Raw genomic sequence first — 22,974 nt, forward strand, 5'->3', positions numbered from 1 at the left:
CCGACAAGACACCTCGGCCGGCCGGGTCGGGGTGGGGTCGGTCAGACCCGTACCATGCGGTGCCAGCGGTCGATCATGGCGCCATCGCCGAAGAGCTCGAGGCGGGCCGGAGGCACTCGACCCGCCATCATGAGCATCAGGTTGCTTGCTGATCCTCGTGCTGCGACGTCGCCCTTCTCGTGAACGTGGGTGACGCTGATCCCGGCGGGGCCCATCCGGATGAGCCACTCGCCGGCCACGTCGGTGGCGTGCAGGTGGATCGACGCCTCGGGTCCGGACCAGTCGTCGTTGCTGAACCGGCGCGGCGCGATGACCTCGAGCAGCTCGTCGAGGGCGTCGATGGCCTGGTCAGGATCGAGGTCGGAGGGGCTGTCGACCGCAGCTTGGGCATCCCAACGGTGGATCGCGGTCTCGTGGGCCGCTCGGCGCGCCCAGAACCGGGCGGGACGCGGCCCGAACCAGGTGGCGGTGAGATGGTCGGGGTCGGTGGACTCGAGGGTTGCGACCAGCGAGGCGAGGCCCGTGTGGTACCAGTCGTCGAGCTGGTCGATGGGGGGTGGGTCAGCCCGTTCGACCTGCTGGAGCGCATCGGCTGACGGCGCCCGCAGCTGCGCTTCCTGCCAGCGGTGGACCCTGGCCACGTGGGCGACGAGGTCGGGCAGCGTCCAGCCGGGGCAGGTGGGCACGTCGACGTCGGAGAGAGGTACCTCCCCCAGGACCTCACCCTCGCGTCGGAGGTGGTCGATCAGCTCGTCGTGCTCCACGCCGGATAGTTTCGCAGGTCGGGATCCCCGGGTGACGGAACGTCCGCGCCTATCGATCGGCAGGGTTGCCGTCGGTGGCGGTGCGGAACATCGCCGGTGAGGTCCACCAGGGGATCAGACGAGGCCCGGCTTCGAGGACCCCGATGCCGACGGCCACGATCGCCGCCGCGGGCCACCAGTGCCCGGCGGGTGGCAGGAACAGGGCGAAGAACTCCTGCACCGGTGCCCAGAGCAGCGCGATCAGATAGCCCGCCCCCATGCCCGCGAGGAGCGCGATCCGGAACGCGTTCAGCGGACGAGTGAGCATCGACAAGATGTAGAGGCCCATCGCCAACAGGGCGCACACCGTGAGGGTGCGTGCCTCGTCGAGCTCGACGCCGGCGGCGCCACGAGTGAGCTCGTAGACGGCGAAGGTCGCCAGCCCCGCCACCACCCCCGATGGGATCGCGAAGCGGACCACCCGGGAGACGAAGCCCGTCTGGGACCGACGCCAGTTGGGCTCGAGGGCGAGAAAGAAGCCGGGGACCCCGATGCTGAAGGTGCCGACCAGGGTGAGGTGGCGGGGCAGGAAGGGGAACGGGACCGAGAGCAACCCGGTCAGCGCGGCGAGGAGCACGGCGTAGGCGGCCTTGGCGACGAAGAGGTTGGCCACCCGCTCGATGTTGTTGATCACTCGTCGCCCCTCGGCGAGCACGACGGGCAGGGTGGCGAAGGCGTTGTCGAGCAGCACGAGCTGGGCGACCGCGCGGGTGGAGGTGGATCCCGCACCCATGGCGATCCCCATGTCGGCGTCTTTGAGGGCGAGCACGTCGTTCACGCCGTCGCCGGTCATGGCGACCACGTGCCCGCGGCGCTGCAGGGCTCCGACCATTGCCCGCTTCTGGTGGGGGGTGACCCGGCCGAACACGGTGTTGCGGTCGAGCATCTCGCCCAGCTCGTCGGGGTCCTCGGGAAGGTCGCGTGCATCCATCGCCTCGACCGCGTCGGGGATCCCGGCGCGCTGGGACACCGCGGCCACGGTTGCGGGGTGATCGCCGGAGATGACCTTGAGGGTGATGTCCTGGGCCGCGAAGTAGCCGAGGATCTCACCGACATCGGGACGGATCTGGTCCTCGAGCAGGACCAGCGCGGCCGGGACGATGCTGCCGGGGAGGTCGTCGCTGCCGGGGAGGTCGTCGTGGAGCGGGGCGTCGCTGTGCGCCAGCAGCACGAGGCGTCGCCCGGCATCCGCGTGGTGGTCGACCTGGTCCCGGACTTGTGCGACGACCTTGTCGTCGTGGCAGCGATCGACGATCACGTCGGGGGCCCCGAGGATCCAGGTGCCCCGCTCGGCGAACTCGGTTGCCGCCCACTTGCGGGCCGACGAGAAGGGGACGACGACCTCGGACTCCCAGCCGTCGGGAACCGGGATCGTCCGGGTGATCGCAGCGAGCGTGGCGTTGGGGTTGGGGTCGGAACCGGCGACCGCCCCCAGGGCGTCGCGGATCGTCGAGAGGTCGCTGCCGTCGCCGTTGGAGGGAGCCAGCACGACCAGGTCGGTGAAGCTGATCTCGCCGGTGGTGATGGTGCCGGTCTTGTCGAGGCACAACACGTCGACCCTGGCCAGCAGCTCGACCGACGCCAGCTCCTTGGCCAGGGCCTTCTTGCGGGCGAGGCTCAGGATGCCGACGATGAACGCGATGCTGGTGAGCAGCACCAGTCCGTCGGGCACCATCGCCACGGCGGCGGCGACGGTTCCCCGCAACGCGTCCTGCCACCGGTCCTCGGCAGACAGCAGCGAGAGCAGGAGGATCAGCGAGACGGGCGGGATGATGAAGGTGAGCCACCGCAGGATGAGGTTGATGCCGCGGCGGAGCTCGGAGTTGGCCAGCTTGAACCGGCGGGCCTCCTCGGCGAGGGCCGTGGCATAGGACTCGCCACCGATCCGGGTTGCCCGGTAGTACCCCGATCCGGCGGCGACGAAGCTGCCCGACATCACCTGGCTGCCTGGCTCCTTGAGGATCGGGTCGGACTCGCCGGTGAGCAGCGATTCGTTCGACTCGAGACCGTGGCTGACCAGCACTTCACCGTCGACGATGATCTGGTCGCCCGGTTGCAGTTCGAGGACCTCGTCAGCAACAACCGCCGAGATGCCGATCTCGCTGACCTGGCTGTCGCGCACCACGCGTGCCTTGGGGGCGTTCAAGACGGCGAGCCGGTCGAGGGCGCGCTTGGCGCGCAGCTCCTGGATGATGCCGATGGTGCTGTTGCTCACCACCACCCCGGCGAAGAGGGCGTCGGGACCCGGTGCCGCGATCATGATCATCACGAACATCACGCCGATGATGGCGTTCACGGGTGTGAGGACGTTCGCCCGCACGATCTCGCCGAGCGTGCGACTGGGAGCATCGGGCACCGTGTTGACCCGACCGGTTCGCGTCCGCTCGTCGACCTCGGCCTGGGTGAGACCGGTCATCGGCGGGGCGTTGGTGCTCATCGCCCCGCCGACGCTACACCGCCCGACGGTGCTCGGGGTGCTCCCAGAACTGAGAGTCGATCTCGTTCGCAGGTAGCGTGGGACTCGTGACCGCACCATGCGAGGACGAGACCGACGCCGCGGCGGTGGTCGTCGCCTCCGGGATCGATCTGGCCCACGGGACCCACCTGGCTCTGGCCTCGGCGAGCTTCGAGCTGGCGCGGAGGTCGATCACCTCGATCATCGGGCCGAACGGGTCGGGGAAGTCGACGTTGCTGCACGCCATCGCCGGCCTGTTGCGGCCGGTGCGGGGGCACATCGAGGTGTGTGGTCGTTCCGCCGACAGCGGCAGCTCTCGTGTGGCCTACGTGATGCAGACGACGAGGGTGCACGAACACCTTCCGATCACCGTCCGCGAAGCGGTGAACATGGCCCGCTACGCGCATCGTGGGCCCCTCCGGCCGCTCCGCGCCCAGGATCGTCGTGTCGTCGAGCAGTCGATGGAGCGGCTCGGGGTGGCCGACCTGGGTTCACGTCAGCTGCGTGAGCTCTCGGGTGGTCAGCGCCAGCGGGTGCTCGTCGCCCAGGGTCTGGCGCAGGAGGCTCCGGTGTTGTTGCTCGACGAGCCGGTCACCGGCCTCGATCTGGTCTCCCAGCGCAGGATCCTCGAGGTGATGGGCGAGGAGCGCGACGACGGGCGGACGGTGGTCATGACCACCCACGACCTGGGTGAGGCCGCGCACGCCGATCGGGTCATGCTCCTCTCGGGCCGCATCGTCGCTGCTGGACCCCCCTCCGAGGTCCTGACCTCCGACCATCTGGCCGAGGCCTACCGCCAGCGGCTGATCCGGCTCGAAGGCAACGTGTTGATGCTCGACGACGCGCCACATCATCACGAGGACGATGCGCCGGTGCACCCCCATCCCGGCCACCAGCACTGAACCTTGGCCGAGGTGGCGTGGCCGGCCGAGGGTCGTCAGACGTCGTCGGAGGAGGGTCGCTCAGCGAAGAGGTCGAGGAGATGGTCGTGGAGCACGCCGTTGGTGCCCAAGCCGCTCCCGGCGTCGGGGCTCGGGTCGCCGGTGGTCGCGCTGAACCGGCCACCGGCCTCGGACATGATCACCGGCATGGGAGCGACATCCCACAGTGCCGCGGCGGGGTCGATCATGGCATCGATGCGACCGGTGGCGACCAGCACGTAGCCGTAGCCGTCGCCCCACGTGCGCAGATGCATGCCGGAGTGCTTCAACCGGGCGAAGAGCTCGGGGGACCACGAGTCGAACCCGCTGGTGGTCGCCCACGCGCCGGAGGGCTCGGTGGTGGAGGACACCCGGGCCGGCTCACCGTTGCAGAAGCAGCCGAGGCCGCGTCCGGCCCACACCGTCTCACCCAGTGCCGGGACGTTGATGACTCCGACCGCTGAGCCGTGCTCGTCCTCGAGGGCCAAGAGGTTGGTGTACAGCGGTACCCCGTGGGTGAAGGCCTTGGTGCCGTCGATCGGATCGATGATCCATCGCCGTGCGCTGGTGCCGTGCTGGTCGGGCTCTTCCTCTCCGAGCACGGTGTCGTCTGGGAACCGGGCTCCGAGCCGTTCGCGGATGAGACGTTCGGCCGCCTGGTCGGCAACGGTGACCGGTGTGCCGTCGGCCTTGCTGTCGACGCTGAGGTCGCCCGACCGGAAGTGCTCGAGGGTGAGCTCACCGGCTTCGCGGGCGATCTCGACGGCGGCGTGCATGACGGCAGGGTCCACCGGGTCAGGGTCTACGGGGGTGATGCTCATCGCAGCATCTTGGCACCCGGCCGGCGCCCGGCGAGACTGGGGTCGTCGTGCGATCCGAGGGGGACCGATGACCGACGCTGAGCAGCTGATGTACAACCCGTTCGAACCGGGCTACTTCGACGACCCCTACGCCCAGTTCGCCCGTCTGCGCGAGCTCGATCCGGTGCATCGGACCCCCGACGGGAACTGGATGCTGTTCCGGTACGACGACGTGTTCAGGGTCCTCCGCGATCCGGCGCTGAGCGTCGACGACCGCAACATCGGCTACAGCGCCCGCGCCGCCCAGGTTGCCGAACTCGCCCGCGATCGGGACCTGGTGCGCGACGAGCGATCGATGCTGGGTCTCGACCCGCCGGACCACGACCGCCTCCGTCGACTGGTCTCCAAGGCGTTCACCCCCCGGGCGATCGAAGGGCTGCGTCCCCGGGTGCAGCAGCTGGTCGACGAGGCGCTCGACCGCGTCGCGCCGGTTGGTCGCATCGACCTCATCGCCGACCTCGCGTTCCCCTTGCCGTTCCGGGTCATCTCGGAGATGCTCGGGATGCCCGAGGCCGACATGGTGACGATCCGGGACTGGTCCAACGCCATGGTCAAGATGATCGACCCGGTGATCTCCGACGAGGAGGTCCGGGCTGCCGGCGACGCTGCCGAGCAGATGGACCGGTACCTCGACGAGGTCATCGCCTGGAAGCGCGAGCACCCCGCTGACGACATGCTCACCGACCTCATCCGCGCCGAGGACGAGGGTGACCGGCTCACCCCCGCCGAGCTGGCCGCCCAGGTGTCGCTGCTCTTCATCGCCGGGCACGAGACCACCGTGAACCTGATCGGCAACGGTACCCGGGCGCTGCTCCGGCATCGTGACCAGTGGGACCGTGTCGCCGCCGACCCCGAGCTGATCATGGACGGCATCGAGGAGCTGCTGCGCTTCGATCCCCCGGTCCAGTTGTCGCGTCGGATCGCGATGGCCGACATGGAGATCGACGGTCGCCGCATCGAAGCGGGCTCGTTCATGGCCTGCATGCTCGCTGCGGCCAACCGCGATCCCGCCAAGTTCGGACCCGACGCCGACCAGCTCGACCTCACCCGCCCCAACGCCGGGCAGCACGTGTCGTTCGGGAGCGGGGTGCACTACTGCCTCGGGGCCTCGCTCGCTCGTCTCGAGGGGCAGGTCGCCATCGGCACCTTCGTGCGCCGGTTCCCCGATGCCGAGCTCGTCGACACCCCGACGGTGTGGAACGGTCGCATCAATCTCCGGGGCCTCGCCGAGCTGCCGATCGACCTCGGACCGGGTTGATCGAGGGGCTGCGCTCCGGGGCCTCGAAACCCCACCCCGTTCAGTGTCACAGCCTGTCCGCATACTTGAGTGTATGACAGATGCGGCCGTGGTGAAGGAGATGCAAGAGCAGCTGGCGGGGCTCGATCCCTCGTCGTTGTCAGCGCGGCAGGCAGAAGATCTGTTGGGTGCGACGGTCGGAGTCATCAACGCGGCGTGGGCGCTGGCGGGTCGTGCGACTCGCCGGGTGGGGGAGACCGATGCCTTCCGCCGGTGCGGGGACCGTAGCGAGGCCCATCACCTGGGCCGGGTCGCCGGGGTGGGGTTGGGTGTGGCCAAGACCGCGCTCGAGGTCACTGCGGCCACCGACACCTTGGCCGACACCGGCGATGCGTTTCGAGGTGGTGAGCTCTCGGTACGCCAGGCCGCGGCGGTGTGTTCGGCGGCGTTGGTCGATCGCCGCGCCGAGGGCCGTCTGTTGCGGTTGGCCAGGTCTCGGGGGATCAACCAGCTCGAGGAGGAGTGCGCGCGGATCCGGGCCGCTGCAGCACCCGACGACGAGGCCGAACGTCATCGTCGCGCCCGCTCTGAGCGTGGCGCCTGGAAGCACACCAACCGCGACGGCTCGGCCGAGATCCGGTTCCGATCCAGCAACGAGGACGTGGCCGAGGCCTGGGCGGTCGTCGCCGCGTTCGCCAAGCGCCTCGTCCGGCCGGGCACAGAGCCAGACGACGGTGAGCGCCCGACCTTCGATCAACACAACGCCGATGGGTTTCTCGACATGTGTCGTGCCGCGGCAGGTGGGACGGTGCTGGGCCCCGCCACCGAACCGACTCTGCCCCTCGGGGTGCTCGAACCGCTCCGCCCGGCGGTCAACCCCAAGAAGGTCATCGTGCGGGTCGACCTCGCCGCGCTGCTGCGTGGCTACCCCACCGACGGCGAGGCCTGCGACATCCCCGGCTATGGCCCGGTCCCGGTCACCGCGGTGCGTGACATGGTCGCCTCCGGCAACCCGATCCTGGCAGCGGTGGTCACCAACGGCGTCGACGTCGCCACCGTCGCCCATCTCGGGCGCGATCCCACGGCCCATCAGCAGACCGCGATGGAGTGGCTCGATCCGCGGTGCCGGGCCCAAGGGTGCGATCGCACGATCGGACTCGAACGAGACCACCGCATCGACTGGTCACCAACCCAGGTCACCCTGTTGGGCTGGATGGAGTGGCTCTGCGCCCACCACCACCACCTCAAGACCACCAAGGGCTGGCGCCTGGTGCACGGCAAGGGCATTCGCCCCTTCGTCCCACCCGACGACCCCCGCCACCCCAACAACAGTCCCCCGCCACGAGCACGTGGGGAGGACCACCACCGTGACACCGGCCAGGCTGCGGCCGAGCACTGACAAGGGTCCCCTCGTCCCCTCAGCGCGCCGCCTCGACCGCACGGACCCCTCGACCGCACGGAGCGACCCGGCCCCGCCGGGCGCCCCGGCTCGCGCCCGTGCGGGCGTCGCGGATCTCGACTGCATCACGAGCGAGGCGGCATCGGGAAGAACGTCGAGGTCCGCTGGGCGTACTCCTCGTAGCCGGGGCGACGCTTGCCGATCGACTTCTCGAGCACCCCGACGCCCGAGTACTTCATCAGCAGCGCCGACATCACGAGTGGGCCGACGACACCCCACCGGCCGGGGCCGGTCTCGGCCGCCACCAGGAAGATGCCCCACCACACGCAGAAGTCGCCGAAGTAGTTCGGGTGCCGGGTGTAGCGCCACAGCCCCCGGTCCATGACCTCGCCCTGGTTGGCCGGATCGGCCTTGAACCGCGCCAGCTGGGAATCGCCCACGGACTCGAAGCCGAAGCCGACCAGCCAGACCACGACCCCGATGGCGGCGAGCACCCCCAGGTCCGCCGGTTCGGCCGCGGTCCCCGACAGCTGCACCGGCAACGAGACGACGAACATGAGCACGCCCTGGGTGAGGAAGACCGTGACGAGGCTCACGAGCGCGAACCGAGCGCCCCACTTCCGGCGCATCGCCTGGTATCGCTTGTCCTCGCCCGACCCGAGGTTCCGCCACGACAGGTAGCCCGACAGGCGCAACCCCCACACGGTGACGAGCCCGGCGATCAGCAGGGCGCGGGTCTGGTCACCGTCGCCGACCGCGACGGTCACCCACGCCACGATCACGAAGCCGAGACCCCAGATGAGATCGACGATGCTGGCGTCGCCCACGACGACCGAGATCACCCACACCACCAGCATCAGTCCGGCGATCGCCAGCACACTTGCGAACAGGACATCTCCGGCACCGGTCATGGCCCCAGCATGGCTTCTGCGGCTCGGGTTGGCTCGCTCGGGGCCGCCCGGTCCGTCGCGGCAGCGCGCGCTTGCCACACTGGTGCGGTGCCACTGCAAGCTCCGGCCCGCGACGGCCTGACACGACTGGGGGTCGCCGCCACCCTGGTCGTGGCGATCGGTGTGGCGCTGGCCGTGCTCACCCCTGCGGACCCGACCCCCGCTGTCGAGCCTCCCGACTGGCCGACCAGCACCCCCGACGACACCTCGCCGATGTGGGTCGACCCCGCGTCGGCCGGTCACCCGTGGGGCGACACCGTCGACGGCCTGCTCACCTTCCGGGGCAACCCCACCCGCACGTGGTACGGCCGAGGCCCGGTTCCGACCGACCCCGTGCGGATCTGGCGCTATCCCGATCGACCCATGTGCTCGTCGTCGCTGCTCGAAGGCGAGGAACGGGACTGGTGCGGCACCGGATGGACCGGCCAGCCGTCGGTGTTCGAGCGTGACGGTCGCACCTGGGTCGTGTTCGGGGCCTACGACCGCAAGCTGCACTTCCTCGATGCCGACACCGGCGAGGAGATCATCCCCAGCTTCGAGGCCGGCGACCTGTTCAAGGGGTCCGACACCGTCGATCCCGACGGCTACCCCATCGTCTACACCGGATCACTCGACGACCACCTCTACGCGGTGGCCTTTGACCGGGACGAACCGACGGTGCTGTGGTCCTACGACGCGTACGAGGATGTCGACCCGGTGTGGAACGACGACTGGGACGCCGCTCCCTTGGTCGTCGACGACCACCTGTTCCAGGTCGGTGAGAACAGCCACTGGTACATCTGGAAGCTCAATCGCGGCTATGACACCGAGGGCCTGGTCGCCGTCGACCCCGAGCTGGTGTTCGTTGCTCCCGGCTTCGACGACCGGTTGCTCGACGACCTCGGCCACGACAACATCTCGATCGAGAGCTCACCGGCGATCTCGGGCGACACGATCTACTTCGCCAACTCCGGCGGGTTGGTCCAGGGGTGGGACATCGGTGGGCTCGACGATGGCCGGGACCCCGAGCGGGTCTTCCGCTTCTGGACCGGGGACGACACCGACGCCACCATCGTGATCGACGACGAGGGCTATCTCTATGTCGCAGTGGAGGTCGACCGACCGACCGACCGTTCGGCCGAGGTCGGACAGATCCTCAAGCTCGATCCTCGGCGTCCCGACGATCCGGTGGTGTGGTCGGTCGACGACCCCGAACGCAGTGGAGTGTGGGCGACTCCGGCGATCCACCGCGACATCCTCATCGTCCCCACCGACGCCGGCTGGGTGCACGGCATCGACCGCGACAGCGGCGAGGTGCGGTGGCGGTTCTTCCTGCGGGGCCCGATCTGGCAGTCACCGGTGGTGGTCGACAACGTGCTCATCCAGGGAGACTGCCGGGGCGGGGTGCTGCGAGGGTTCGACGTGTCCGACACCACCGCCGCTCCGCCCCAGATCTGGGCGGTGCCGCTCGGCGGATGTGTCGAGTCGACCCCGACGGTGTGGCGGGGACGGATCTTCGTCGGTACCCGCAACGGCTTCTTCCACGCCGTCGGCCAGCGCGACCACGACCCGTTGGTCGAGGTGCCGTCGGGACGCTGACCGGTCAACCCTCGGGGGTGACGAGGATGCGGGCGCCCAAGAAGGCGCCGAGACCGACGTGGCGGCCGTCGATCTCGACGGTCCTGGTGCCGTCGGGGGCGGTCGAGGTCACCTTGCCCACCTTGCCCGGCTGCACCGCCGACTCCTCGAGGAACTCCAGCAGTCCCTCGGTGAACTCCAGCTCTTCGGTGATGCGTCGGACCGTGAACGAGCGGCCGGGCTCGATCGCATCGAGGGTGATGGTGTCGGGGTCGAGCACGTAGCTCGATCCGGGGATGGGATTGCCGTGGGGGCAGGTGGTTGGTGCGCCGAGGTAGCGGTCCATGGCGGTCTCGACCGCCGGAGAGATCACGTGCTCCCACTTGCCGGCCTCGGCATGGGCCTCGGCCCACGACAGGCCCAGCGTGTCGGTCAGGAACCGTTCAGCCAGGCGGTGTCGGCGCACCACGCTCTCGGCCAGCTCGGCGCCGGCCGGGGTGAGCCGGATGGCTCGATCGACCTCGACCAGGCCTTCGTCCTGCATGCGGTGGATCATCTCGGATACAGCCGGCCTCGAGACCTCGAGGCGCTCAGCGATCCGGGCCTGGATGACATCGACCGCATCCTCGTGGAGCTCGAAGATGGCCTCGCAGTACTCCTCGAACGCGGGGTGGAACTCCGGCGTCTTGTAGGCGACCATCTCTCCAGTCTATGGCAACGCTATCGATCGGTGGCTGCGAGATCGGGAACTACGGTGGACCCATGGCTCTCCGTGCAGCACTCCTGGTGACCGTTCTGATCCTCGCCGGGTGTGGCGACGACGACACCGAGTCGGCGTCGGACACCACGACCACCACCGGCGCGACCACCACCTCGACCAGCTCGTCCTCGACCACGACCAGCTCGTCGACGACCACGACCACCGATCCGAACGCCTGCCCCGATGACGCCCCCATCCCCAGTGGGGTCACCGACGTCACCGAGGCCACCGTCGCCTACGACGGTGACGGTGACGGCGCCCCCGACACGCTGTCGGTCTACCCCCACGACGGGAGTTGGTGGCTCCACGTCGAGTGGGCGGCGGGCGGCACCGCGGCGGTGACCATCGATTCGGCCTCGGGCATGGGCGCACGGCCGCTGGGCGGTCACGATCTCGACGACGACGGCGCGGACGAGGCGTGGGTCGCGATCTCGGGTCCGGCCTCGGGATCGATCGTCGGCATCTACCGGTCCGACGGCTGTGGGCTCACCCCGGTGCTCGACGAGGAGTCCGGCATGGCCTTCGAGTTCCCCGTCACCGCCAGCGTCGGGGCGATCTCGGGTGCCACTTGCGACGGTCTTGCCGACCTCGATCTGTTCACCGGCGAGCTCGAGGATCCCGACACGGGCGAATACCTCATCAGCCAGTCGCCCTACAGCTACGACGGGGTCGAGCTCACCGCCGAGTTCGGTGATGCGGGCTCGGCCGGCTTCGACGACATCGGCCAGTACTCCAGCCTCGACTGCGGAAGCCTGGCGGGAGCCCTCTAGGCCGGGCGAGGTCCGGCTGGGTCCGACGTCGGGCCAGCTTGTAGCCTCGGAACCGATGGACACGACGGTCGACACCACCACCACCGCAGCAGCCGGCCTCGAGCCGGTGCGACGCTCCGATGCCGACGTGTTGGCGCGTCGTCTGCTGTTCCTGCCGCCCGACGCTCCCAAGGTCAGCCTCTTCGCCGCCCAGAGCGCGTTCAGCAAGTCGATCGCCATCTCGGCCACTCGGTGTCTGATCACCTACGTCCTGTTGCCCATCCTCCGCCCGGTCGTCGACCTCAGCGGTGGCGTCGGCCCGATGCTCGGACTCACCGTGGGGTTGGTGTCGATGATCGCCATCGCGTTCGCGGTGCGCCGCTTCTTTGCTGCCGATCACAAGTGGCGGTGGCACTACTCCGCTGTCGGAAGCGCCATCTTCGTGCTGCTCATCGTGCAGGCAGGGTTCGACGTGAGGGCACTGGTCGGCTGAGCAGGTGACCTCCAGCGCTCGGACATCGCTCGACGAGGTGCTCCGCGCCATCCTCACCAGCAGGGTCTACGAGGTGGCGGGCGAGACCCCGCTCGACCCTGCGCCACGCCTGTCCGGGCGCTTCGGTGCCCGCGTCCACTTCAAGCGCGAGGACCTGCAACCGGTCTTCAGCTTCAAGCTCCGCGGCGCGTACAACAAGATGGCCAACCTGGAACCTGGCGAGCGCGCCAAGGGTGTCATCGCCTCGAGCGCCGGCAACCACGCGCAAGGGGTCGCCTACGCCGCCCGCCATCTCGGTCTGCACGCTCTCATCGTCATGCCCGAGACCACGCCCGAGATCAAGAGCGATGCCGTGCGTGCGCTGGGGGCCGAGGTTGTGCTGGTGGGCAACAGCTTCAGCGACGCCCAGGCGTACTGTGAGGAGCTCGTCGAGTCCACGGGGAAGGCGTTCATCCACCCCTTCGACGACCCACTCGTCATTGCCGGCCAGGGCACCATCGGCGACGAGATCGTCCGCCGCCGCCCACCCGACCTGCACTCGGTGTTCGTCCCGGTCGGTGGCGGGGGCCTCATCGCCGGCATCGGTGCCTACTTGAAGGTGGTCATGCCCGAGGTGAAGGTGATCGGCGTCGAACCCACCGAGGCCGATGCCATGACCCGATCGCTGGCCGCGGGGTCGCCCGTGAGGCTCGACCAGGTGGGGATCTTCGCCGACGGGGTCGCGGTGCGCGACGTGGGGCGGCACACCTTCCCCCTCGCGCAGGAGGTGGTCGATGAGATGGTCACCGTCACCAACGACGAGATCAGCGCGGCCATCAAGGACGTCTTCGACGACACCCGCAGCATCGTCGAACCGGCAGGTGCACTGGGGGTGGCGGGGGCGAAGCGCTACATCGAGGACAGGGGACTCGCCGATGTCGACGTGGTGGCGGTGCTCAGCGGGGCGAACATGAACTTCGACCGACTCCGCTTCGTGGCGGAACGGGCCGAGCTGGGCGAGGCTCGCGAAGCGCTGTTCGCGGTGACGATCCCCGAGCGCAAGGGCGCCTTCGGTGAGTTCTGCGCCACCCTCGGCCGGCGACTCATCACCGAGTTCAACTACCGGCTCAACGACCGCTCGGTCGCCCACATCTTCGTTGGCGTCGGCATCACGTCCCGCGACGATGCCGACGCGCTGGCGACCACCCTGCGCAGCGCCGGGTACGAGACGATCGACCTGTCCGACGACGAGATGGCCAAGCTCCACGTCCGTCACATGGTGGGTGGCACCTCGCCTCAGGTGTCGGACGAACTGCTCTACCGCTTCGAGTTCCCGGAACGCCCCGGGGCGCTGCTGACCTTCCTCGACACCCTCGGCGGCCGCTGGAACATCAGCCTCTTCCACTACCGCAACCACGGTGCCGACTTCGGCCGGGTCCTCGCCGGGTTCGAGGTGCCACCGTCGGAGCGGGTCGAGTTCGACTCGTTCCTCGACACGTTGGGCTACCGGTTCCGCCCCGAGCTCGCCAATCCCGCGTACGAACGGTTCCTCAACAGCGGCTAGGAGTGGCCCGTGCCACCTCTTGGCCGGCCGAGAATCAGTCGTCGGTGATGTCGGTGCGACCCTCGTCGTAGTAGTCCTGGTACTGGACCGGTTCGCTGACGGTGGTGGCCACCCCAGCGAGGTTGGCCACGATCCGCTTGAGGTAGCGGTGCAGCACCGCTCGCGGCACTGCCCAGTGACCGGGTTCGTCGCTGTGCATCAGCATGCGGATGTGGCGCTCCTGCTCGATCCGCATGGCATCGGCTGTGGTGCGGAACTCCGCGACCCGCTCCACGTTGTGGTCGGCGAGCAGTGCTGCCAGCTCGTCGATCATGTTCGAGATCGTCTGGTGATCCTCGATGAACCCGGCAGCATCGGGAGCATCGGCCAGCGACACCCCTTCGGTTGCCAGGTCGAAGATGTTCTTGGCCTGGTCACCGATCCGTTCGATCTTCTTGATGAGCAGGATGTGGCCGAGCACGTCACCGATGTCGTCGGGCCCCTGCACGCTCACGTGCACGACCAACTCGCGTCGAAGCTCCTGCTCGGTGCGGTTGATCCGCTGGTCGGTCTCATAGATCTCGTCGCGGACGTCTGCCGGGTCGACGCCGCCGACGAGCGTGGCGGTGGCAAGATCGAACGAGTGGCGGGCATCGGAGAGCATACGGACCACCTTGGTGGTGACCGACTCCATCCCCGATTCGCCTCGACGGAAGAACGACAGGACCATGACGGTACCTTTCACCTCAAGAGGGCGGTGCCGATCACCGGCACCACGATGAACATACCCACCACGTAGGCGAACGCCCACGACCTTCGCTCGGCGGCCAGGTCGGCCAGGATCTCTGCAGCCCGGATCGGGAGCTCGCGGACCACCTGCACCGGGTACACCAACGCGATCGCCGTGCAGTTGAACAGGGTGTGGACCACGGCGATGGTGAGCGCCTCCGGCCGACTGGCGGCCATCGCGGCCAGCAGCGCGGTGACCGTGGTCCCGATGTTGGCCCCGAGGGTCATCGGGTAGGCGTTGCGCAGGGTGAGGACCCCGGCGGCGGTGAGGGGCACCATGATCGAGGTGGTGATGGTCGACGACTGCACGGCGATGGTGATGATCACCCCGAGCGCCATGGCCATCAGGCCTCCGCCCTTGCCCAGCAAGGCGTTGAGTGACCGCTCGATGCGGTCGGCGACGAGCCGGCGCATGTTCTTGGTGATGAAGGTGAGCGCCCCCAGGATGACGGCGATCCCCACCACCACCATGAGCACGCCGAGCACGTTGCCGGTCGTCCCGATCGCCTCACCTGCGTCCTGGATCCAGGCGACGGGGTGGGACACGAGCTCCTTGACCGGACTGCGCCACTCGGTGCCCGACGCACCTACGAGCTGTTCGCTGATCCCTGCTGCGATCCGTCCCAGCACGCCGGTGGCAAGCTCGAGGGGCAACAGGACGGCAACGGCCATCACGTTGAAGAAGTCGTGGACGGTGGCTGCGGCCAGTGCCCGCCGGAACTCGACGGTCTGGCGCACGTGGCCCAGGGCAACGAGGGTGTTGGTGACCGTGGTCCCGATGTTGGCGCCCATGATCATCGGCACCGCGGCGTCGACGCCGACGGCTCCGGACGCGACGAGACCGACGATCACCGAGGTGCTCGCCGACGACGATTGGACCATCACCGTGGCCAGGATGCCGATGAAGAGCCCGGCGAGCGGGTTGGTGACCGTGGAGAACAAGGTCTCCTGCACATCGGCGCCCAACAGCTTGATGCCGTTCTCCAGCGAGGAGACGCCCACCAGGAAGATGTAGATGAGGACGACGACGAGCGCGGCACGTGCCGGTGTCGGGATCGGTGCCCTGGTCGTGGGACGTGCGGCCGGAGTGTCGGTCATGGTTGGGAGGGGTGGTCCCGGCAAGTGACGAGGGGCCACATCCAGGCGCACCGTAGCGGACGGGACGCAGGCGGCTGTTCACCGCGTCGTCGCGGTCCGTTCACCTTCTGTCGGGACCTTCGGCGGTGGCTCGACCGCGGCGCGCGAGCCACGATGGTGCGGTGACCACCAGCGGCGACTCCATGGCCGACGACACCGTCGCCGAGACCGGGTTCCGCGAGCTTGCCTCCCGGTGGGCTCTGGTGTTCGGGCCCCTGGTGGCAGCGGTGGTGTACCTGGTGATCCCCGATGTCGCCGGGTCGGGAGACACCGTGGTCGAGCTGGGTCACGCCGGACGAGCCACCGCGGCCATCGGTGTGCTCATGGCGATCTGGTGGATGACCGAGGCGCTCCACGTGTCGGCCACCGCGCTGTTGCCCGTCGCGTTGTTCCCGCTGTTCGGCGTGTTCGGAGTCGACGATGCCACCGCTCCCTACGCCAACCCCCTCATCTTCCTCTTCCTCGGCGGGTTCCTGCTCGCGCTCGCCATGCAGCGATGGGGGCTCGAGCGCCGGATCGCCGTTCTGGCTCTGCGGGTCGTCGGGACCGAACCCCGGATGCTGGTGGGCGGGTTCATGGTCCTCACCGCCACGTTCAGCATGTGGGTCTCGAACACCGCCACCGTGGCCATGATGTTGCCGATCGCCTTGAGCGTGGTCGATGCGGCGGTGCCGGGCGGACGCGGGTCGCTCATCGACCGTCCCGGTGCGTCCGGCACCAGCTTCGCCCGGTCGCTGCTGCTCGGCATCGCGGCGAGCGCCTCGATCGGAGGGGTCGGCACGCTGATCGGCACCCCGCCGAACCTGTTCCTGGCGTCGTTCGCCCGAGACGAGCTCGGCTTCGAGATCTCGTTCGTCGACTGGCTGGTCGTCGGCGTTCCGCTGGTCGCGGTGTTCCTGCCCATCGCCTGGCTGCTGCTCACCCGGGTGCTGTTCCCGCCCGATGTCGAGCGCGATCGGCTGGCGGGTCTGCTCACCGACCGCACCGTCGCTCCGATCGGGCCGATGCAGCGAGCCGAGTGGGCCGTGCTGATCGTCTTCGTCCTGACGGCACTGTCCTGGGTGTTCCGCCCGCTGCTGGTCGATCTGACGGTGTTCGGCGCGCAGCCGCTTGGCGGGTTGAGCGACGCGGGGATCGCGGTGATCGCGGGCGTGGCCCTCTTTGTGATCCCTGCCGATCAGGGCGACACCCGCGTGCTCGACTGGGAGACGGCCCGCCAGCTTCCGTGGGGCATCCTGTTGCTGTTCGGCGGAGGCCTGAGCCTGGCGTCGGCGATCGCGGCAACCGGGGTCGACGACTTCCTCGGCCTCCAGGTCCAGGGACTCGACGTGCATCCGATCGTGCTGATCGCGGTCGTCACCACCGGGGTGGTGTTCATGACCGAGATGACGAGCAACACCGCCACCGCTGCCGCGCTGGTGCCGATCGTCGCCGCTATCGCTCCGGGGCTGGGCGTCCACCCGTTGGTGCTCGCGGTGCCGGTCGCGGTGGCGGCGAGCCTGGCATTCATGTTGCCGGTGGCCACACCGCCCAACGCCATCGTGTTCGGAAGCGGGTTCGTTGGCATCCCCGACCTGATGCGCATGGGCCTGCGGCTGAACCTGGTGAGCATCGTGTTGATCACCTCGTGGCTGCCGGTGCTGGCGTTGCCGATCCTCGGGATCGACCTGCGGCTGGAGTGACCGGGTCGGGCCGGATCCACCCCGCGTGGGTCAGCCGGTGGGGCCGAGGTCGACGGTGGCGTCGAGGAGATCGTCGAGGTCGGTCGCTCCTCCGGAGGCCATCGCCCACCGGCCGCTCTGCTTGACGAACAGGTACCAGCGCCCGTCGTGGCTGCGTTGGAGCTGCTGGTGCCCGGCGATGGTGATGCGGTTCGAGCGGACCTGGATGGTGGAGGGCGGCACGCCGAGGCTCTCGAGCTGTTCCTTGGCCGCGGCCATCTCGGCGACGGGCGGGTTCCACGACGGCTCGTCGAGCACCCGCAACCCGGCTGCCCCCGCGGCTCGCCACGCGGTGGCCGATGTTTCGAGGGCAGCTTCGGTGACACCACCACGGTCGGCGAGTTGGGCATGTTCGGCGGGCGATGCCCACGCGGCTCGTCGAGCCAGGTCGGTGCCGCGGTCGAGCTCGAGCGCCGAGGTGTCGTCGCCCACCCCGACCCGCACCGCCCAGGCCCGGCGGGCAGCGTCCTCGGCGAGCGAGCGCAGGCCGGCGGAGGTGAACCCTGCGTCGGCGGGCGGTGGGCTGGGCCAGGGCGCCGGCTTGCCGGGCCCGTCTCGAGGCGGCGCGGGCACGTCGGGGAGCGGGCCGAGGTCGCGGCGCCAGGCTTCGCGGGCGACGACGCCCTCGGCTCGGGGTGGCCCGTGGGAGACCTCTGGGTCGGTGCCGGCGCGCCGGGCACGGATCGCGTCGATGATCGCGGCGCGGTCGAGGCCGCGGAGCAGCAGCAGGACGAACGGGTCGTCGTCGAGCGCGTCGGCGATGAGGTAGCAGACGGCGGCCGCGTGCTTGCACGGCTCGGCCCAGTCAGGACACGAGCACGCGGTGCGAAGGTCGCCGGAGCGGGGGAGCAGGTCGACCTCGACCGCCTCGGCGTCCGCGACGACGCCTGGATCGAGCTCGCCGTCGAGTAGCGCCGCCGCATGTCCGGCCTTGGCGGCGATGGCGTCGAGCACGCACTCCCACTCGTCGTCGCGGAAGGCCCGCACCTGCAGCACCACCTCGTAGGGCTCGGGCCGACTGCCCTGAACCCAGGCCCGCACCCAGCTCGGCTCGATGATGAGATCGTCGGCGCGGGCCTGACGGGCGTAGGTCCGGCCCCGTGGGAGGCGGTTGGGATCGTGCACCGCGCGGCCTTCGAGCGCGTCGAGCCACGCCTGCCCCCACCACGTGTTGCCGAACGTGCGGCGTCTGGCGGTCACAGGACGTCGCTCCCGCCCAGTTCGACCAGCGCCGCCAGCTCGGTGTCGGACAGGTCGGACACCCACGCTTCGCCACCGCCGGTGACCGACTCGGCGAGGTCACGCTTGGTCTCGAGCATGGTGGCGATGCGCTCTTCGAGGGTGCCTTCACACACGAGCCGGTGGACCTGCACGTTGCGGTCCTGGCCGATGCGCCACGCCCGGTCGCTGGCCTGGTCCTCGACAGCGGGGTTCCACCAGCGGTCGTAGTGGATGACATGGGTGGCCCGGGTGAGGTTGAGCCCGGTGCCGCCGGCCTTGAGCGACACGATGAGGACCTTGGGCTCGCCCGCCTGGAAGGCATCGACCATGGCCTCGCGTCGGGCGACCGGCACCGATCCGTGCAGGAACTGCGACTCGATGCCGACCGACCGCAGGTGCTCGGCGAGGAGATGGCCCATGGCCACGAACTGGGTGAACACCAGCGCCGAGTCGCCTTCGGCGCAGATCACCTCGAGCAGATCGGTGGCCGCGTCGAGCTTGCCCGACCGTCCCCTCAGGGGCTCGGTCTGGTCGAGGTAGTGGGCGGGGTGGTTGCAGATCTGCTTGAGCGAGGTGAGCAGCTTGAGCACCGCACCGTGGCGGGTGATGCCCTCGGCGTGGTTCACCTGCTCGAGCAACTCGGCGACCACGGCGCGATAGAGCGTGGCCTGTTCGGTGGTGAGGCCGACGAAGCGATCGGTCTCGGTCTTGTCGGGAAGCTCGGGGGCGATGGTGGGGTCGGACTTGCGGCGGCGCAGCAGGAACGGGCGGACCGTGTCGGCCAGCCGCTCGGTGACCGTGTCGTCTCGGTCGCGCTCGATGGGCACGGCCACCTGACGTTGGAACAGTTCGAGTGAACCCAGCAGCCCTGGGGTGGTCCAGTCGAGCAGGGCCCACAGGTCGGACAGGCGGTTCTCGACCGGGGTGCCGGTGAGGGCGACTCGGGCCTGGGCCCCGATGGTGCGCAGGGCGCGGGCCGTGCGCGAGTAGGGGTTCTTGACCGCCTGGGCCTCGTCGGCCACGACCAGGCCCCAGCCGATCTCGGCCAGTTCCTCGGCGTCGCGGCGCACGACTCCGTAGGTGGTCACGACGATCTCGTCGGTCGTCACCTCGTCGAGCGACCGCGACGATCCGTGGTGGCGGCGGACTGTCACCCCCGGGATGAACCTGGCGGCCTCGCGCTGCCAGTTGCCGAGCAGGGTGGTGGGACAGACGATGAGGGTCGGCCCGGTGCCGCTGCGGATCAGGTGCAGCGCGAGGATCTGCAACGTCTTGCCCAGCCCCATGTCGTCGGCCAGCACCCCGCCCAGGCCCAGATCGGCCATCTCGGTCAACCAGGCGACACCGCGTTCCTGGTAGGGCCGGAGCTCGGCGTGGAGGCCGGGCGGGGCGTCGAACGCGGGACGCTGGTCGAGCGACCGCAACCGCTCGGCCAGGTTGGCCAGGGGTCCTTCGATCTCGGCCTCGAGCGGTTGGCCGTCGACGAGGAAGCTGCCCGACAGGGCGGCGGCGAGCGCGTCGCCGGTGCGGACCTCGCGCCGCTCGTGCAGTCGCTGGAGCTGCTCGGGGTCGGCCCGGACCCACTGACCCCGGATGCGGACCATGGGGCGCTTGGCCTGGGACAGCAACTCGAGCTCGTCATCGGTGAGCTCCTCGCCGTCGAGGGTGGCGCGCCACCGCATCTCGGCGAGGGTCGAGAGGTTGAGCCCGCCGCGGGTGACCGACGCCGGTCGGGGTGTGGTGAGCACGGGACGCAGGTCGAGCGGGCGGAGCACGTCGCTGGGCCACATGACCACCAGCCCCGCTGCGGCGAGGTCGTCGGCCACCGGGCCGAACAACTCGGTGGCCTCTTCGTCGTCGAGCACGAGGCGGTCGGGGTGGGACTGGTCGAGCAACCGTGAGATGGGACCCCACACCCGGGCGGCGCGCCGCAAGGTGACCAAGAGCTGCAGGTCGGGGTCGGGGCCGAACCGGGCAGCGACCGGCGTCGGTGCCGACCACAGGGCGTCGGCCGAGAGCACGAGGCCCGGGTCGGAGCGGCTGTGGACCTCGAGCACGCAGTCGACCGAACGTTCGGGGATGTCGGGCACCTCGACCCGGAGTGCGGCGGTGATCGAGCCGTCGGCCCCGGTGATGGTGGAGCCGAGCCAGTCTCGTTGCCCGCCGACATCGTGGGCCGCGGGGTCGGCGAAGACCTGGTGCCCGGCCGCGATCGGCGCGGCAGCGGTGCGCACGAAGGTGTCGGCCACCGCGTCGAGGAACGCGGCGAGCGTCGTGTGGGGAGCGAGGATCTGGCGGGGCGAGGTGTCGGGGACGGCCACGGCGTGGGCGGCCGGAGGCAGGGCGGCGGCCAGCGATTCGATGCGGTCGTGGTCGGCGGGGTCGAGCGGGCCGAGGCGCCACTGGTCGGTGTCGTCGTCGGCGATGGTGGGCAGGAGCCGGCCCCTGGCCATGAGGTCGAGGGCGAGCCGTACCGCCACCGACCACGCGCGCACCGATCCGCTGACCTCGGCGTTGCCGGGCAGCGTCGCGAGGTGGTCGACCAGCTCGTGGAGAGGGACGAGCTCGACCGAGGTCGAGCGGAGCCGCACCTGGCGGCCGACCGGCACGACCAGGTCGATCCGATCGCCGTGGTCGTCGAGCCCCGGGCCCCACAGGGCGAGCGCGCCGTCCCGGCTGTGGGTGCCGGCCACGAACGTGGCCTCGAGGTCAGCAGCGATCGTTCGCATCACCACGACGCTACCGACCGCCTGTGACATCTAGGGTCGGGGGTCGACCAGTCCGACGAGGAGGAACCATGACCGACCCCACCACGATGCCCTATCGGCGCCTCGGCCGATCGGGGCTGGCGGTCAGCGCCTTCTCGTTCGGCTCCTGGGTCACCTTCGGCGACCAGCTCGACCTGGGTCTGGCCCGCGACTGTCTGGCCGCGGCCGGTGAGGCGGGGGTCAACTTCTTCGACAACGCCGAAGCGTACGCGGGCGGCGAGTCCGAGCGGATCATGGGTCGGGCCATCGACGAGCTGGGGTGGGAGCGTCACAGCTACATCGTGTCGACCAAGTTCTTCTGGGGACTCCACAAGGACACGGTCAACATGACCAACACCTTGAACCGCAAGTATCTGTCGCAGGCGATCGACCGGTCGCTCGAACGCTTCGGGCTCGACTTCGTCGACCTGGTGTTCTGTCACCGAGCCGACCCCGACACTCCCGTCGAAGAGACCGTTTGGGCCATGTCCGACATGATCAGTTCGGGCAAGGCCCTCTACTGGGGCACCTCGGAGTGGACCGCCGACGAGATCCGAGCGGCGTGGGAGATCGCCGAGCGCCACCACCTCCACAAGCCGGTGATGGAGCAGCCGCAGTACCACCTCTTCGAGCGGGCCAAGGTCGAGCACGAGTACCGCCGGCTCTACGACGACATCGGGCTCGGTCTCACCACCTGGAGCCCGCTCGCCTCGGGTCTGCTCACCGGCAAGTACGCCGACGGCGTTCCCGAGGACAGCCGAGCGTCGTTGCCGGGCTACGAGTGGCTGCGCGACCTGGTCACCGATCCCGAGCGCAACGCCAGGGTCCGCGAGCTGCGGTCGGTGGCCGAACGCCTCGACTGCTCGCTCTCACAGCTCGCCATCGCCTGGTGCGCGGCCAACCCGAACGTGTCGACGGTCATCACCGGGGCCAGCAGCCCCGACCAGGTCACCGAGAACATGGGCGCCAAGCGAGTGCTCGCCGACCTCACCCCCGACCTGCTCGCCGAGATCGACCAGATCGTGCGCTGACCGCCGCGTCACGGTCGGCGGCGAGGAGCCGGGTGTCGTCCGAGACCTCCGCCGCCAGCAGCGCCGTGGTGAGGTCGATCAGGTGCTCGACGAAGAGCCGGTCGTCGGTGTGGGGCGCGGTGGCCGCGCGGCGTCCCAGTTCGGCGGCGGTGAAGCGGATCGCGGTGAACCGGCGGTGGAGGCGGACCGCTTCGGGGTCGAGCAGGGGCTCGACGATCATCCGCCAACGGTCGATCGAGTCGGCGGGGTTCGAGGAGCGGGGGTCGACCAGGGGCCGGGGTCGGTTCACCAGCTCGGCGTTGATCTGCAGGTACTCGGGTCCGCCATGGGCGTCGGCCAGCTTCGAGGCGAGGGGCCGCACCAGCGCCGCTGCGAGGGTGCGCAGGTCGAGCTCGCCCGCCGACTCGCAGTGGTCGAGCACCGCGTGGCGACGCGACTCGATGTCGGGGCGGTGTTTGGCGAGGATGGCCTTGAGCACCCCGGCGCGGTCGGCGAAGTGGTACTGCACCGCCGACGCGCTCTTGGCTCCGGCCTCGCGGTTGATCTCGCGCAGGCTCACCGCGCCGATGCCGTGGGCGGCGAAGAGACCCTCGGCCGCGGTGACGATCCGATCCCGCATGCCG

General features: G+C 69.7%; 19 protein-coding genes. 9 read left to right on the top strand and 10 right to left on the bottom strand.

The genetic code is table 11. From position 1 onward, the window contains the following. Positions 1-41: 41 nt before the first annotated feature. Positions 42-764, bottom strand: coding sequence for a maleylpyruvate isomerase family mycothiol-dependent enzyme (locus U5K29_03680; GenBank protein ID MDZ7677634.1), 723 nt, complete (start codon positions 762-764; stop codon positions 42-44). A gap of 49 nt (positions 765-813) precedes the next feature. Continuing rightward, positions 814-3,240, bottom strand: a complete 2,427-nt coding sequence (locus tag U5K29_03685; GenBank protein MDZ7677635.1) for an HAD-IC family P-type ATPase — start codon at positions 3,238-3,240, stop codon at positions 814-816. 86 nt (positions 3,241-3,326) lie between these two features. Here U5K29_03685 and aztA point away from each other — a divergent pair, with 86 nt between their 5' ends. Further along, positions 3,327-4,160 (top strand): zinc ABC transporter ATP-binding protein AztA, encoded by an 834-nt coding sequence (gene aztA / locus U5K29_03690; protein ID MDZ7677636.1) that lies wholly within the window; start codon positions 3,327-3,329, stop codon positions 4,158-4,160. A gap of 35 nt (positions 4,161-4,195) precedes the next feature. Here aztA and U5K29_03695 read toward each other — a convergent pair whose 3' ends face one another. Next, positions 4,196-4,969 (bottom strand): inositol monophosphatase family protein, encoded by a 774-nt coding sequence (locus tag U5K29_03695; GenBank protein ID MDZ7677637.1) that lies wholly within the window; start codon positions 4,967-4,969, stop codon positions 4,196-4,198. A gap of 97 nt (positions 4,970-5,066) precedes the next feature. On the opposite strand from U5K29_03695, the gene U5K29_03700 reads away from it, so the two are divergent. Then, positions 5,067-6,296, top strand: coding sequence for a cytochrome P450 (locus tag U5K29_03700; protein MDZ7677638.1), 1,230 nt, complete (start codon positions 5,067-5,069; stop codon positions 6,294-6,296). 73 nt (positions 6,297-6,369) lie between these two features. Beyond that, entirely contained in the window at positions 6,370-7,674 is a 1,305-nt protein-coding gene (locus U5K29_03705; protein MDZ7677639.1) for a hypothetical protein, read from the top strand. A 125-nt stretch (positions 7,675-7,799) separates the two neighbouring features. Here U5K29_03705 and U5K29_03710 read toward each other — a convergent pair whose 3' ends face one another. Further along, positions 7,800-8,585, bottom strand: a complete 786-nt coding sequence (locus tag U5K29_03710) for a DUF1295 domain-containing protein (protein MDZ7677640.1) — start codon at positions 8,583-8,585, stop codon at positions 7,800-7,802. Positions 8,586-8,672: 87 nt separating this feature from the next. Between U5K29_03710 and U5K29_03715 the strand changes: the two genes are divergently transcribed. Next, entirely contained in the window at positions 8,673-10,202 is a 1,530-nt protein-coding gene (locus U5K29_03715) for a PQQ-binding-like beta-propeller repeat protein (protein MDZ7677641.1), read from the top strand. A 4-nt stretch (positions 10,203-10,206) separates the two neighbouring features. Here the strand turns inward: U5K29_03715 and U5K29_03720 are convergent, their stop codons facing one another. Continuing rightward, positions 10,207-10,881, bottom strand: a complete 675-nt coding sequence (locus U5K29_03720) for a metal-dependent transcriptional regulator (GenBank protein MDZ7677642.1) — start codon at positions 10,879-10,881, stop codon at positions 10,207-10,209. A 62-nt stretch (positions 10,882-10,943) separates the two neighbouring features. On the opposite strand from U5K29_03720, the gene U5K29_03725 reads away from it, so the two are divergent. Genes U5K29_03725 through ilvA form a run of 3 tightly spaced genes read left to right on the top strand, consistent with a single transcriptional unit; the run spans position 10,944 to position 13,726 of the window. After that, positions 10,944-11,711, top strand: a complete 768-nt coding sequence (locus U5K29_03725; protein MDZ7677643.1) for a hypothetical protein — start codon at positions 10,944-10,946, stop codon at positions 11,709-11,711. Between the two features lie 55 nt (positions 11,712-11,766). Beyond that, on the top strand, positions 11,767-12,183 hold the full coding sequence (locus U5K29_03730; GenBank protein ID MDZ7677644.1) for a hypothetical protein: 417 nt from the start codon (positions 11,767-11,769) through the stop codon (positions 12,181-12,183). 4 nt (positions 12,184-12,187) lie between these two features. Beyond that, positions 12,188-13,726 (top strand): threonine ammonia-lyase, biosynthetic, encoded by a 1,539-nt coding sequence (gene ilvA, locus U5K29_03735; GenBank protein MDZ7677645.1) that lies wholly within the window; start codon positions 12,188-12,190, stop codon positions 13,724-13,726. A 34-nt stretch (positions 13,727-13,760) separates the two neighbouring features. Here the strand turns inward: ilvA and U5K29_03740 are convergent, their stop codons facing one another. Together U5K29_03740 and U5K29_03745 are read right to left on the bottom strand one after the other, a co-directional pair. Continuing rightward, on the bottom strand, positions 13,761-14,435 hold the full coding sequence (locus tag U5K29_03740) for a PhoU domain-containing protein (GenBank protein MDZ7677646.1): 675 nt from the start codon (positions 14,433-14,435) through the stop codon (positions 13,761-13,763). Positions 14,436-14,446: 11 nt separating this feature from the next. Further along, a complete protein-coding gene (locus U5K29_03745; protein MDZ7677647.1) occupies positions 14,447-15,592 on the bottom strand; it encodes a Na/Pi symporter in 1,146 nt (381 codons plus the stop codon). Between the two features lie 161 nt (positions 15,593-15,753). On the opposite strand from U5K29_03745, the gene U5K29_03750 reads away from it, so the two are divergent. Beyond that, the gene (locus U5K29_03750) at positions 15,754-17,313 is read left to right on the top strand and encodes a DASS family sodium-coupled anion symporter (GenBank protein MDZ7677648.1); all 1,560 of its coding nucleotides are present in this window, start codon (positions 15,754-15,756) and stop codon (positions 17,311-17,313) included. A 30-nt stretch (positions 17,314-17,343) separates the two neighbouring features. Here U5K29_03750 and U5K29_03755 read toward each other — a convergent pair whose 3' ends face one another. Beyond that, positions 17,344-18,552, bottom strand: a complete 1,209-nt coding sequence (locus U5K29_03755) for an SWIM zinc finger family protein (GenBank protein MDZ7677649.1) — start codon at positions 18,550-18,552, stop codon at positions 17,344-17,346. After that, entirely contained in the window at positions 18,549-21,302 is a 2,754-nt protein-coding gene (locus U5K29_03760; protein MDZ7677650.1) for a DEAD/DEAH box helicase, read from the bottom strand. Before U5K29_03760 ends, U5K29_03755 begins: the two co-directional genes overlap by 4 nt. A gap of 68 nt (positions 21,303-21,370) precedes the next feature. Between U5K29_03760 and U5K29_03765 the strand changes: the two genes are divergently transcribed. Continuing rightward, complete coding sequence (locus U5K29_03765; protein MDZ7677651.1) at positions 21,371-22,351, top strand: aldo/keto reductase; 981 nt, start codon at positions 21,371-21,373, stop codon at positions 22,349-22,351. Here U5K29_03765 and U5K29_03770 read toward each other — a convergent pair. Next, complete coding sequence (locus U5K29_03770) at positions 22,308-22,970, bottom strand: helix-turn-helix domain-containing protein (protein ID MDZ7677652.1); 663 nt, start codon at positions 22,968-22,970, stop codon at positions 22,308-22,310. The genes U5K29_03765 and U5K29_03770 overlap by 44 nt on opposite strands. Between the last annotated feature and the right edge of the window lie 4 nt (positions 22,971-22,974).

The organism is Acidimicrobiales bacterium (assembly GCA_034521975.1).
Taxonomy (GTDB): Bacteria; Actinomycetota; Acidimicrobiia; order Acidimicrobiales; family SKKL01; genus SKKL01.